The organism is Delftia sp. CH05, from assembly GCF_009827015.1.
GTDB classification, from domain to species: Bacteria; Pseudomonadota; Gammaproteobacteria; order Burkholderiales; family Burkholderiaceae_C; genus Comamonas; species Comamonas tsuruhatensis.
The window spans coordinates 17,647-29,212 of record NZ_WUMG01000066.1 but is presented as its reverse complement, the minus strand read 5'-3'; the positions used below and the strand labels follow the sequence as shown (position 1 = coordinate 29,212).

General features: G+C 69.1%; 11 protein-coding genes. 5 read left to right on the top strand and 6 right to left on the bottom strand.

The window, feature by feature from the left end:
• The 3 genes from GRX31_RS28625 to GRX31_RS28615 form a co-directional block, all read left to right on the top strand.
• Nucleotides 1-1,346 (top strand): AmpG family muropeptide MFS transporter (locus GRX31_RS28625; RefSeq protein WP_237426809.1); only part of this gene is annotated, 1,346 nt, incomplete at its 5' end.
• Nucleotides 1,347-1,450: 104 nt separating this feature from the next.
• Nucleotides 1,451-2,212, top strand: coding sequence for a response regulator transcription factor (locus GRX31_RS28620; RefSeq protein WP_016453613.1), 762 nt, complete (start codon nt 1,451-1,453; stop codon nt 2,210-2,212).
• A gap of 8 nt (nt 2,213-2,220) precedes the next feature.
• Entirely contained in the window at nt 2,221-3,447 is a 1,227-nt protein-coding gene (locus GRX31_RS28615) for an ATP-binding protein (RefSeq protein ID WP_016448576.1), read from the top strand.
• Nucleotides 3,448-3,462: 15 nt separating this feature from the next.
• On the opposite strand, the gene GRX31_RS28610 is transcribed toward GRX31_RS28615, so the two are convergent.
• On the bottom strand, nt 3,463-3,900 hold the full coding sequence (locus GRX31_RS28610; protein ID WP_160855951.1) for a hypothetical protein: 438 nt from the start codon (nt 3,898-3,900) through the stop codon (nt 3,463-3,465).
• 374 nt (nt 3,901-4,274) lie between these two features.
• Nucleotides 4,275-5,186, bottom strand: coding sequence for a LysR family transcriptional regulator (locus GRX31_RS28605; RefSeq protein WP_016453616.1), 912 nt, complete (start codon nt 5,184-5,186; stop codon nt 4,275-4,277).
• An 89-nt stretch (nt 5,187-5,275) separates the two neighbouring features.
• Between GRX31_RS28605 and GRX31_RS28600 the strand changes: the two genes are divergently transcribed.
• Nucleotides 5,276-6,661 (top strand): MFS transporter, encoded by a 1,386-nt coding sequence (locus tag GRX31_RS28600; RefSeq protein WP_160855949.1) that lies wholly within the window; start codon nt 5,276-5,278, stop codon nt 6,659-6,661.
• On the top strand, nt 6,633-7,052 hold the full coding sequence (locus GRX31_RS28595; protein ID WP_017407679.1) for a hypothetical protein: 420 nt from the start codon (nt 6,633-6,635) through the stop codon (nt 7,050-7,052). Before GRX31_RS28600 ends, GRX31_RS28595 begins: the two co-directional genes overlap by 29 nt.
• 22 nt (nt 7,053-7,074) lie before the next feature.
• Here the strand turns inward: GRX31_RS28595 and GRX31_RS28590 are convergent, their stop codons facing one another.
• The 4 genes from GRX31_RS28590 to GRX31_RS28575 are packed head-to-tail and all read right to left on the bottom strand — an operon-like array spanning nt 7,075 to nt 11,436.
• On the bottom strand, nt 7,075-8,028 hold the full coding sequence (locus tag GRX31_RS28590; protein WP_160855947.1) for a glycosyltransferase family 32 protein: 954 nt from the start codon (nt 8,026-8,028) through the stop codon (nt 7,075-7,077).
• The gene (locus GRX31_RS28585) at nt 8,025-9,053 is read right to left on the bottom strand and encodes a glycosyltransferase family 2 protein (protein ID WP_133073781.1); all 1,029 of its coding nucleotides are present in this window, start codon (nt 9,051-9,053) and stop codon (nt 8,025-8,027) included. The genes GRX31_RS28590 and GRX31_RS28585 overlap by 4 nt, the downstream gene beginning before the upstream one ends.
• On the bottom strand, nt 9,050-10,171 hold the full coding sequence (locus tag GRX31_RS28580) for a glycosyltransferase (RefSeq protein ID WP_160855945.1): 1,122 nt from the start codon (nt 10,169-10,171) through the stop codon (nt 9,050-9,052). The genes GRX31_RS28585 and GRX31_RS28580 overlap by 4 nt, the downstream gene beginning before the upstream one ends.
• Complete coding sequence (locus tag GRX31_RS28575) at nt 10,168-11,436, bottom strand: O-antigen ligase family protein (RefSeq protein WP_016448583.1); 1,269 nt, start codon at nt 11,434-11,436, stop codon at nt 10,168-10,170. The genes GRX31_RS28580 and GRX31_RS28575 overlap by 4 nt, the downstream gene beginning before the upstream one ends.
• Nucleotides 11,437-11,566: the final 130 nt, after the last annotated feature.

Below are 11,566 nucleotides of genomic sequence, written 5' to 3'. Positions count from 1 at the left end.
CCTCCGCCCCCTCCACCGCCGCCGAAACGCCCCGCCGCAGCTGGGGCCAGACCCTGCGCGTCTATGCCGAGCCGGCCAGCCTGCGCATGCTGGCCCTGGGTTTTTCGGCAGGCCTGCCGCTGCTGCTGGTGCTGGGCACGTTGTCGTTCTGGCTGCGCGAGGCCGGCGTGGACCGCACCACCATCGGCTACCTGAGCTGGGTGGGCCTGGCCTATGCCTTCAAGTGGGTCTGGTCGCCGCTGGTGGACCGCATGCCGCTGCCGCTGCTCACGCGCTGGCTGGGGCGGCGGCGCGGCTGGCTGCTGTTCGCGCAGATGCTCATCGTCGCCGGGCTGTGCGGCATGGCGTTCAATGATCCGCGCGTCTCGCTCACGCCGCTGGTGTGGTGCGCGCTGGCCGTGGCCTTCGGCTCGGCCACGCAGGACATTGCGCTGGATGCCTACCGCATCGAATCGGCCGATACCGAGCGCCAGGCCGCGCTGGCCGCCACCTACCAGACCGGCTACCGGCTGGCCATGATCTGGGCCGGCGCCGGCGTGCTGTGGCTGGCCGCCCGCGCCGAGGTGGCGGGTACGGCGGGCTACCAGAGCGGTGCCTGGCAGGTGGCCTACCTGGCCATGGCCGCCTCCATGGCCGTGGGCATGCTGACCGTGCTGCTCTCGCCGGAACCGGTGCCGCGCCCGCTGGCGCCTGCCCGCAACGCGGCCGAGTGGCTGCGCGGCGCGCTGGTCGAGCCCTTCGCCGACTTCCTGGGCCGCTACCGCTGGCAGGCGCTGCTGGTGCTGGGCCTGATCGCCATCTACCGCATCAGCGACGTGGTCATGGGCATCATGGCCAACCCCTTCTACGTGGACATGGGTTTCACCAAGGACGAGGTGGCCGCCGTGACCAAGGTGTACGGCGTGATCATGACGCTGGCGGGCGCCTTCCTGGGCGGGGCGCTGGCCATGCGCTGGGGCGTGATGCGCGTGCTGATGCTGGGCGCCGCGCTGTCGGCCGCCACCAACCTGCTGTTCGCCTGGCTGGCCACGCGCGGCCATGACGTGAATGCGCTGGTCTGGGTGGTGAGCGCGGACAACCTGGCCGGCGGCATCGCCTCGGCGGCCTTCATCGCCTACCTGTCAGGGCTGACCAATGTGCAGTACTCGGCCACGCAGTACGCGCTGTTCAGCTCCATGATGCTGCTGGCGCCCAAGTGGCTGGCCGGCTTCTCGGGCGCCTTTGTCGATGCGCATGGCTACGTGAGCTTCTTCCAGGCCACGGCCCTGCTGGGCCTGCCCGTGCTGGTGCTGATCGCGCTGGCCTCGCGCGTGCATGCGGTGCGGCCCGCGCAACGCGGCAGTTGAGCGGCTGGCCGCAGGCTGCGCTGTTTTACCGAACTTTACGCAAGCGACAAGCACGGCTGACGGGGCGCTGCGAGCATCGTCGCAACACGACGCCAGGCCCCAGCATGAATACACTGCCCTCCATGAGTACGCACCATCTTCTGATGATCGAAGACGACACCCGCCTCGCGCAGATGGTGGGTGACTACCTGGGCAACAACGGCCTGCAGGTCACGCACATGGGCGACGCCCGCAGCGGCCTGGAGCAGCTGCAGCCCGCCGACGGCGTGGCCGGCGCCGACCTGCCCGACCTCGTCATCCTCGACCTCATGCTGCCCGACATGGACGGCCTGGAGGTCTGCCGGCGCATCCGCGCCCTGCCCGGCCCCGCAGCCCAGGTGCCGGTGCTGATGCTCACGGCCAAGGGCGACCCCATGGACCGCATCATCGGCCTGGAGATCGGCGCCGACGACTACCTGCCCAAGCCCTTCGAGCCGCGCGAGCTGCTGGCGCGCATCCGCGCCATCCTGCGCCGGCGCGGCGGCGGCGGCGAGGGCTCGGCCGCAGGCCAGCCGGCCACGGCGCTGCGCTTCGGTAGCCTGGAGATCGACCGCGACGCGCGCAGCGTCACTGTGGCGGGCCAGCCCTGCGAGCTGACCTCCTACCAGTTCGACCTGCTGGTCACGCTGGCCGAGCGCGCGGGCCGCGTGCTCACGCGCGACCAGATCATGGAGGCCGTGCGAGGCCGCGAGCTGGAGGCCTTCGACCGCTCCATCGACGTGCACATGGGCCGCATCCGCGCCGCCATCGAGGCCGACCCCAAGGCGCCCAAGCGCATCCTGACGGTGCGCGGCGTGGGCTACGTCTTCGCCAAACAACAAGACTAGCCAAGCGAATGAAGCTGCTGTCCCTCTTCTCCCAGCGCCTGTACCTGCGCATCTGGCTGGCCGTGGTCGGCGGCGTGGCCGTGCTCACGCTGACGGTGGCCTGGGCCTGGCAGATCGCGGCCGAGCAGAACGCGCAGAACGTGCAAAGCGCCAGTTCGCCGCCCTCGCGCGACGTGGCCATGCGCGACGGCCAGGGCAACGTGATCGCCCAGGGCCGTGCGCGGCGCCTGCCCGGCCCGCCCGAGGAGGGCCTGCGCTTCGAGATCGAAGGCACGGACGGCCAGACCTACATGCTGCACATGGCGCCGCGCCCGCCGCGCGGCGACCGCCCGCCGCACGACGGTGCAGCCGCCTTCTGGCTGCGCCCGCCCTTCGGCTTCCTTTGGCTGCTGGGACTGGTGGGCGTGGCCGTGGCCGTGGGCGTGTTCCCCATCATCCGCCGCCTGCTCAAGCGGCTGGAGAACCTGCAGCGCGGCGTCAAGCGCTTTGGCGAGGGCGACCTGTCGGTGCGCGTGCCCGAGCACGGCAGCGACGAGGTGGCCGACCTGGCCCACCAGTTCAACGCCGCCGCCGCGCGCATCGAGACCCTGGTGACCTCGCACAAATCGCTGCTGGCCAATGCCTCGCACGAGCTGCGCTCGCCGCTGACGCGCATCCGCATGGGCCTGGAATTCATGGGCGACGACCCGGCCAGCGCCCGCGCGCGCGCCGAGATCCAGCGCAACATCAGCGAGCTGGACCAGCTGGTGGACGAGATCCTGCTGGCCAGCCGGCTGGAGACCTATGAGGGCGACGTGGGCACGATCGAGCCCGTGGACCTGATCGGCTTGGCCGCCGAGGAATGCGCGCGCGTGGATGCCGATCTGGACCTGCAGTCCACCGACGCGCTGGAAGTGCCCGGCATCTCCAAGCTGCTGCGCCGTGCCGTGCGCAACCTGCTGGAGAACGCGCGCCGCTACAGCCAGGGCGCCATCACGCTGGAGCTGGCGCGCCAGGACGCCATGGCCGAGATCCGCGTCTGCGACCACGGCCCCGGCGTGGCGCCGGCCCACCGCGAGCGCATCTTCGAGAAGTTCTTTCGCCTGCCCGGCGCCAGCGAGCGCTCGGGCGGCGTGGGCCTGGGCCTGGCCCTGGTGCGCTCCATCGCCCAGCGCCACGGCGGCAGCGTGCACTGCGAAGGCCGCGCCGACGGCCAGCCGGGCGCCTGCTTCGTGCTGCGGCTGCCGCTGGCCTGAGCTGCCGCCTGCGGCTCAGCCGCGCCGGTGCTGCCACTCCACGCGTTCCACCAGGTCCCTGAGCAGGTCGAAATGCCAGCGGGTGCGCTTGAGCAGGCGGCCGTAGCGCGAGCGGGGGAAGCGGTAGGCGCCATCGGCCAGTTCGATGGCGCAGGACGCCAGGTGCCACTGCTGCTCGAACGCCTGGTGGCTGTCCGGCGGGTCGGCGCGCATGCGGCGTATGTGCGCCAGCGCCAGCTCCACCGCGCATTCCACGTCGAACTGGCGGGCCTTGCGGTCGGGCTTTTTGCCACAGACCTCGGCCAGGGTGACAAGCCGCCCCTCGATGACGACCAGACAGACATGCATGGCCTGCCACGCGCTGGGCCAGTCGGAAGGCCTTGCGGCTGGCGGCCGCAACGGCAACGGCTGCGCCTGCACTGCCGCGCCGGCAGTGTTTTTGCGGGATGTCATGGGGTCAGCCCTCCTGATAGAGAAGAGGGCTGGAAGGGGCAAGCGCAGCGCTGGGGCTGGCAAGGATGGGGAGGGTCATGGTCTGTTTTCCTACGAGATCACAGAAAACCACCGGTTGAGTTTCTACGCACAACAGGTGGGCGTGGTGGTTAGAAACACGTCCGTAGCCGTGCGGGCGTCCTTGCGGATAGCCCCCACCACGCCCGAAACCATGCGGACAGGCGCAAGCAAATGCGCCAATCCGACGAGATAAGGCATGACAAAGCCCCGCTTTAAGGTGGGGGCTGCAACCTCACGGAAGGTGTTTCTACGCACCGGGCCTTTCGGCTTGCGGCCAGTTTAACGGGGCCAGGGCGGGCCGGCCAGCCGCACCCTCAATCCCGGCCCAGGTGCTCGCACAGGAAGTCGATGAACACGCGGGTCTTGCGCGGCAGGTGGCTGCTGTCGGGAAAGACCACGCTGATGGGCTGGGGCGGCAGGGCGTGGTCGGGCAGCACGCGCTGCAGCACGCCGCCGGCCAGGTCGTCCTCCACAAACCACGCAGGCAGCACGGCCACGCCCAGCGATGACCGTGCCAGGGCGCGGATGGCGGTGGAGGAGTTGGATTGGTGGGCCGCCCGGCCCACCACGTCCACGCCCTGGCCGCCGGCAGTGCGCAGCGTCCAGGCCGTGGGGTGGGTGAGGTTGCTGTTGGCAATCCAGGGCAGGTCTGCCAGGTCTTCGGGCCTGCGCACGGGATGGCTGCGCAGGAAGGCGGCCGAGGCCACCAGCACGATGTCGTAGCCGGCCAGCCTGCGGCTTTTGAAGCTGGAGTCCGCCAGGTGGCCCAGGCGCACGACCAGGTCCAGCTTTTCGGCCACCAGGTCGCTCAGTGAAGAGTTGACGTCATAGGCCACCGAGATGCCCGGGTAGCGCTCCAGGAAGGCCGGGATCAGCGGAAGAATGTACTTCTCCCCGTATTCGCTGGTGGTGCTGATGCGCAGCCGGCCCGCGATGCGGTTGCCGCTGTGCATGGCGTTGTCGAAGGCGCTGCCCACGTCGCGGACGATGCCCTTGAACTCGTCGTAGAACTCCCGCCCGGTTTCCGTCAGGGCGATGCTGCGGGTGTTGCGCACCAGCAGGGCCACCGATAGCGCCTCTTCCAGCGCCTTGACGTGCAGGCTGGCCATGGCCTTGCTGATGCCCAGGAAGTCCGCCGCCCTGGTGTACGAGCCGAAATCCACCACGGCCAGAAAGGTCTGCGCGCGGTGGAGCAGCGTGTGCATGGCCGTGCTTGTGGGGGTCATTGTTCAATCCAGTCAAACAAAGAGTCCAGCATAGCCCCATCGACGTGGCCGCCCGCGCTCTTTAGTCTTGCCCCTCCTGAAAGCGCAAGATGACATACCGATACCGCCTGGCCACCGTTTTCCTGATGGGTTTCTTCGTCGACTGCATCAACATCTTCATGCCCGCCGTCGCGCTGCCCACGATTGCGGCCGAGTTCCATGTGGGCATCTCGGCCGGGGCCTGGGTGGCCAATGCCTACATGCTGGGATTGACGCTGGCCATTCCCCTCGCCCCCTGGCTGGCCGACCGCTGGGGCGCGCGCGGGCTGATGGCGGGCTCCATGCTGGCCTTCGCCCTGGCCGCCTGGGCCTGCGGCGAGGCGGGCAGCTTCGGCCAGCTGGTGGGCTGGCGCTTCATCCAGGGCATGGCGGGCGGGCTGGTGATCCCAGTGGGCCAGGCCCTGGCCTTCAACCGGTTCCAGGGACCGGAGCGCGCGCGTGTCTCCACGCTGGTCATGGCCGTGGCGCTGATCGCACCGGCCCTCTCGCCCTGGCTGGGCGGGCTGATCGTGGACCACGGCTCCTGGCGCTGGGTGTTCCATTCCAATATTGCGCTGGCCCTGGCCGCCGCAGGCCTGGCCTGGCTGTGGGTGCGCGATGCACCGGCCACGGCCCGGCAGCGGCCCGACCTCAGGGGCCTGGTGCTGGTCAGCGCCGCGCTGGCCGCCTGGCTACTGGGCATGTCGCTCTATGGCTCACAAGGTTCGGGCCAGGGCCTGGCGCTGGCCTGGCTGGGCATGGCGGCGGGCCTGGCCTTCACGGTGCTGTATGCCATCCATGCCCGCAAGACGGCCCACCCCATTGTGGAACTGCAACTGCTCAAAAGCCCGCGCCTGCGCATGTCGGTGGCTGTCTACCACGCCATTCCCGGCGTGTTCACGGGCGTGAACCTGCTCAACATCTTCTACCTGCAGGACATGCTGCACCTGAGCGCGCAGGCCACAGGCCGATTCATGATGGTCTACGCAGGCGGCGCCCTGGTGTCCATGCTGGTGGGCGGCCGGCTGTACAACCGCGCGGGCGCACGGCCCCTGTTCATCGCCAGCATGGTGCTGCACAGCCTGGGCATTGCGGCGCTGGCCGCCGTGGCGGCCCCTGCCGACCCCTGGCTGCTGGTGGCCGCCTACGGGCTGATGGGCCTGGGCGGCGGCCTGGGTGCCAATACCGCGCAGACGACGGCCCTGCTGGACTTCGACGGCCGGCAGACGCAGCAGGCCAGCGTGATCTGGAACCTCAACCGGCAGATGGCCTTCAGCGTGGGCGCTGCGTTTTTCCTGATGGTTTTCAACATGCTCGCCACCCGCCTGGAGGCAGGCCGGGCCTATCACATGACGTTTCTGATCGCGTCGCTGGCAGGGCTTGTACCCCTGCTGCAACTGCGATCGCTGCACACCCCCGAGGACCACCATGCAAGACAACAAGCCCATCGACCGTGACATTGACATCGGCATCGCCGAACGCAGCATCCACCAGGTGCACGAGCTGATCCACACCGTCTTCACCCAACCAGCGGGCGCACAGGAGGCGCTGCAGGCGCTGATGCCGCAGTTCAGCCCGGAGTTCAGCATGGTGACCACCACGGGCAGGCTCGTAGGCCTGGACGATGTGGAACAGATGTTCCGGCGCGCGGCCGGCCAGCGGCCAGGGCTGGAGATATGCGTCTGCGACATGCAGCCCGTATGGCGGGACACGGCCGGCCTGGCCATGCGCTACCTGGAAACCCATCGCCTGGACGGCGTGGAGACTTCGCGCCGCTCGGTGGTCATCCTCAAACGTGCGGGCCAAGGGGTGCTGTGGCACTACCTGCATGAGACGGCAATGGGCTGATGGCCCAGTCCGCGCTCGCCGCTCAGCCCCGCAGGTAGCGGTCGGCGATGCTGCCGGGCACGTAGAGGCCGCGCTCCAGGTAGAAGTCCAGCTTCTTGCGGTCGGGGGCGCGCAGCTTGATCAGCGGCACGGGCGCCTGTTCGGTGCGCGAGAACATCAGGCGGATCTTGAGCGGGGTGCGGCCCCAGTTACCCTGCACGTGCAGGAAGAAGGGGCCGTCCTCGGCCTTGGCCAGCCGCAGCCGGTAGCTGCCGCCGGCGCGCAGCACGCGCTGCATGGCCAGGTGCATGCTGAGGTAGGCGGGCATGTCGATGCCCTGGCGCAGTTGCTCGTATTCGCCGGCCTGCTGGAGCTGGGCGATATAGGCCTCGCCCGTCTGCGGCAGGACCTGTTCCACGTATTCCTTGTGCAGGGCCGCGATGAAGGCGCTGCCCGGGGGCGCGGCCATGAGCCAGTTCTCGACCACGGGCACCTGCGGGTCGCGGGTGTAGCGCTCCAGGTAGTAGGCGACGAGATCGGCGCCGCTGCGCTGCTGCTGCTCCAGCAGCCAGTCCAGCGGCTCGGTGAGGATGGTGCTGGCGTCCAGCCAGATGCCGCCATGGCGGTGCAGCAATTCCAGGCGCAGCCAGTCCGAGCGCTTGGCCACGGGCAGCTGCTGCAGGTTGCCGGGCAGTTGCGGCACGTATTGCGGCAGTTGCGCGTCGTTGAGGATGCGCAGGCTGTAGCCGGGGTTCAGGCGGGCCCAGTTGTCAAAGCAGCGCTGTATGAGCAGCGGCACCGAGTCGCCATTCCAGTAGGCCCAGATGATGCGGGGTATGGGCGTGGAGACGGGCACGGGCGCCGCAGGCCCAATGTCGTGGCTGCGGAAGTCGGGCGCGGGGCCCTGCTCCAGGCGGCGTGCGAAGGTGGCGTAGAAGCGGCGCATGCCCGCCGCCAGCCACAGCTCGCCCCGGGTTTTCAGTTTCAGGGCGCTCATGCAGGGGCTCCTTGCTGGCGTGCCCACTGCTCCCAGCGGCGCAGCTTCCAGGCGCGCAGCACCCAGCCCCTGCGCACATAGGCCTGGCGCAGGGCCGGCAGGGACAGCGGGGAGATGCGGCCGAAGTCCGCCAGGAACTGCTGCGCCAGTGCCTGCCGCTGCGCAGGCGGCATGTCCCGCTGCCGGTCGAGAAAGCGCAGGGCGCCGATGAGGTTGCGCGCAGCCTGGTGCGCCCAGGCGAAGTGCAGGCGCCCGTCGTTGCGCAGCGCATCATCCTCCAGGGCTTGCACGGCCTGCGCCAGCGGCCACAGGGCGGCGGACTGGTCTGCGGCCTTGGCAGGCGTCATGGAGGCAAGGATGGAGTTGGCACGCTGCCGGTAGGCCACCCAGGGCTGGGGGTGGTAGTAGAAGCTGCTGCAGCGCAGCGCCATCTGCGGCATGGTCATCATGTCTTCGAAATAGCGGCCTGCAGGAAAGCGCAGGCCGGCATCCCACAGGCTGCGGCGCGAGATCTTGGACCAGGCATGCAGCTGGCCCGTGCGCAGCAGGCCGGCCAGCAGGGCGCCCCGGTCCTGCGAGCGCTGCAGCGTAGGACCTTGGAAGCTGTGCCGGTGCGCCTCGCCGCGCAGGCGGTGCTTGAGGCGCGGGGCCTCGCGCCAGACGGAGAAGTCGCAGAGCACGGCATCGGGCGCATGTTGTTTCACGATGGCCGACAGCCCGGCAATCGCGCCGGGCAGCAGCTTGTCGTCGGAGTCCAGGAACCACAGGTAGTCGCCCGTGGCCGCATCGATCATGGTGTTGCGCGCCGCGCTCAGGCCGGCGTTGCGCTCGTGCTGCATGAGCTGCAGGCGGCCGGGCCAGCGCTGGTCCAGCTGCTGCATCAGGGCCCAGGAGCCATCGGTGGAGCAGTCGTCCAGCACCAGCACCTGCACGCCGGCATCGGCCTGGTCCATGACGGACTGCAGGCATTCCTCCAGGTAGGGCAGCACGTTGTAGACGGGCACCAGGATGCTGAGCCAGGTCACGGACGCTCCCCCTGCAGCAGGCGGGCGAACAGGTCTTCGTACTGGCCGGTCATGCGCTGCAGGCTGTAGTGCGACAGGGCTTCCTGCCGCGCGGTGGCGGCCATGCGCACGGCGGCCTCGTCATCCTGCAGCGCCTGCTGCAGGGCGTCGGCCAGCGATTCAGGGTCGGCGTGCGCGGCCAGCAGGCCGTTGTCGCCGGGCCGCACCACTTCCTGCACGCCCACCACGCAGCTGCCCACCACCACGCAGCCCGCCGCCATGCCTTCCAGCAGGGACAGGGGCATGCCCTCGTAGTGCGTGGACAGCACGCAGACGCGGTGCGCGCGCAGCAGGCCGGGCACGTCGTTGCAGATACCGATGAATTGCACCTGGTCCTGCAGGCCCAGTTCGGCGCTGAGCCGCTGCGCCGCCTGCTGGGCGCGCGCCTTGCCGCCGCCGGCCAGGGTCAGCGTGGGCTTGAGGCCGCGCTGGCGCAGCACGGCCAGCGCGCGCAGCAAGGTGGCATGGTCCTTTTGCCGCGCAAAGCGCGCGGCCATGACGATGTCCGGGCGGCGCTGCAGCAAGGGGGGTGGCTCCTGCAGATAGGGCTCGGGCCGGATGCCGTTGCTGATGGCCAAGAGCTTGTCTGCAGGAAAGCCGCGGTCCTGCAGGCTCTGGCGCACGCCTTCGGAGCAGCCGACGATGGCGGCCGTGCGCTCGGTCAGCCACAGGGCCTGCGCCAGCCGCCAGCGCGTGTAGCGCTCGCGCGAGTTGTGTTCCACATGCACCAGGCAGGGCACTCCGGCCCACAGCGCGGCAAAGCGGCCCCAGAGGTGGTCGCTGAAACCATGGGCGACGACGATGTCCGGCCGGAAGTCCAGGCAGATGCGGCGCAGCTGCCAGACGGTGGCGGCATGGGACCAGCCGGCGACCACATCGACATCGATGCCGCCGTCGCGCAGCTTCTGCACGCGTTCATCGGAGGTATTGCGCTTGCGCCGCAGCACCAGCCGGGCGTCGAAGCGGCCCGACGCGCGGTGCGCCGACACCAGATCCACCGCCACCTGGGTGGCACCCGAGAAGCCGCCCGTCACGAAGTGCAGCACCCGGGGCCGGGCCGTGGTGGCGCGCTCCGTCACCGCACGGCTCCGCTGGCCCTTTCCAGGCCATGCAGCGATGACCACAGGGCCACCACGAGGAAGACGAAGAAGACGATGCCGCTGTTGTGCACGAAAAATTGCTGTGACATGCCGAACGCCAGGTACATGGCTGGCATCAGGCTGCCCAGGATACGCAGCAGCAGGGCCTCGCGCCAGGGGGTGCTGTCCGCAGGCCACAGCGCCATGCGCCGCCGCGAGGGCCAGAACAGCCACAGCAGCGAGATGAACAGTGCCGCCTGCAGCAGCACGCCCGGCACGCCGAGCTTGACCCAGATGTCCAGGAAGTCGTTGTGGATGAAGTTGTATTCGCGGATGGAGCGTCCATAGTCACCCGCGTCCACGCGCCGGTGCATCTCGTCCACATAGCCCTGCATGCCCCAGCCCAGCAGGGGCTTCTCGCCGATCATCTGCACGGCCAGCCGGTACTGCTCCAGGCGCGTGCCCAGCGAGGTGTCGGAGTTGCCGGAATGCAGGTAGTTGCTCACATCCAGGTAGACCTCGTCGACGCGCTCGCTGACGCGGGGTATGAAGGCCATCACGGTGGCCAGCGCCACCACGATTGCAGCGCAGCCCAGCAACAGGCGCCCGAAGTACTGCGGGCGGTACATGCGCACCAGCACCATCAGCATGAGGAACATCGGCAGCAGCGCCAGCCAGCCCCCCCGCGAGCCCGACAGCAGCGAAGCCAGCGCACCCATTGCAGCGGCCGCCAGCACCAGCAGGCGCCACAGCAGGGAGCGCTGGTGCCAGAAGGACATGGCATAGATGCACGAGAAGCAGCCCAGCAGCAAGGCCATGTTGCCCCACTGGATGGCATTGGTGTAGCCAGTGGCCCGCTCCATGCCCAGCACGCAGACCTGCCACAGGGCCATGAAGCCCGCGCCTGCGCTGCCCAGCGGTATGCCCCACAGGAAGATCCGCGCCGTGGGCGGGTAGCACATGGCGAACAGCAGGCTGACCGCGCCCAGGATGAATTTCACGGGGCGGTCGAACTGACCGGTGCCCCCGTCCAGCACGGACAGGTGGTACCACATCACCGCCATGCCCATGAACAGTGCCACCAGCAGCCAGGTGCCAGGCGACTGCCTGTACCGGACCCAGCGGGGCAGAAAACACAGGGCGCCCAGGGCCATGAGGCCCGCGCCATAGGAATAGCCCGACCGCAGCCACAAGGCCAGTCCGGGCACCAGAACAGCGGCCAGGGTCGTGAGGAGCCCTGGCAGCTTCGACTTGTCAAATCTCATCAAGACCGCGACTTTCTGCCCCAAAATGCGGGCATTCCGCTTTCCATCCGCTATGAAAAAAATTCCTGCGGTCTTATTCAGGCTGCTCCATCGCTGGGCAGCCCCTTCCAAAATCGGCGCAGATTACACC

What these genes read in the sequence shown, in the direction of transcription:
- GRX31_RS28575 (WP_016448583.1), bottom strand. Translation starts at nt 11,436, where the DNA reads ATGAGATTTGACAAGTCGAAGCTGCCAGGGCTCCTCACGACCCTGGCC.
- GRX31_RS28615 (WP_016448576.1), top strand. Translation starts at nt 2,221, where the DNA reads ATGAAGCTGCTGTCCCTCTTCTCCCAGCGCCTGTACCTGCGCATCTGG.
- GRX31_RS28605 (WP_016453616.1), bottom strand. Translation starts at nt 5,186, where the DNA reads ATGACCCCCACAAGCACGGCCATGCACACGCTGCTCCACCGCGCGCAG.
- GRX31_RS28590 (WP_160855947.1), bottom strand. Translation starts at nt 8,028, where the DNA reads ATGAGCGCCCTGAAACTGAAAACCCGGGGCGAGCTGTGGCTGGCGGCG.
- GRX31_RS28595 (WP_017407679.1), top strand. Translation starts at nt 6,633, where the DNA reads ATGCAAGACAACAAGCCCATCGACCGTGACATTGACATCGGCATCGCC.
- GRX31_RS28600 (WP_160855949.1), top strand. Translation starts at nt 5,276, where the DNA reads ATGACATACCGATACCGCCTGGCCACCGTTTTCCTGATGGGTTTCTTC.
- GRX31_RS28620 (WP_016453613.1), top strand. Translation starts at nt 1,451, where the DNA reads ATGAATACACTGCCCTCCATGAGTACGCACCATCTTCTGATGATCGAA.
- GRX31_RS28610 (WP_160855951.1), bottom strand. Translation starts at nt 3,900, where the DNA reads ATGACATCCCGCAAAAACACTGCCGGCGCGGCAGTGCAGGCGCAGCCG.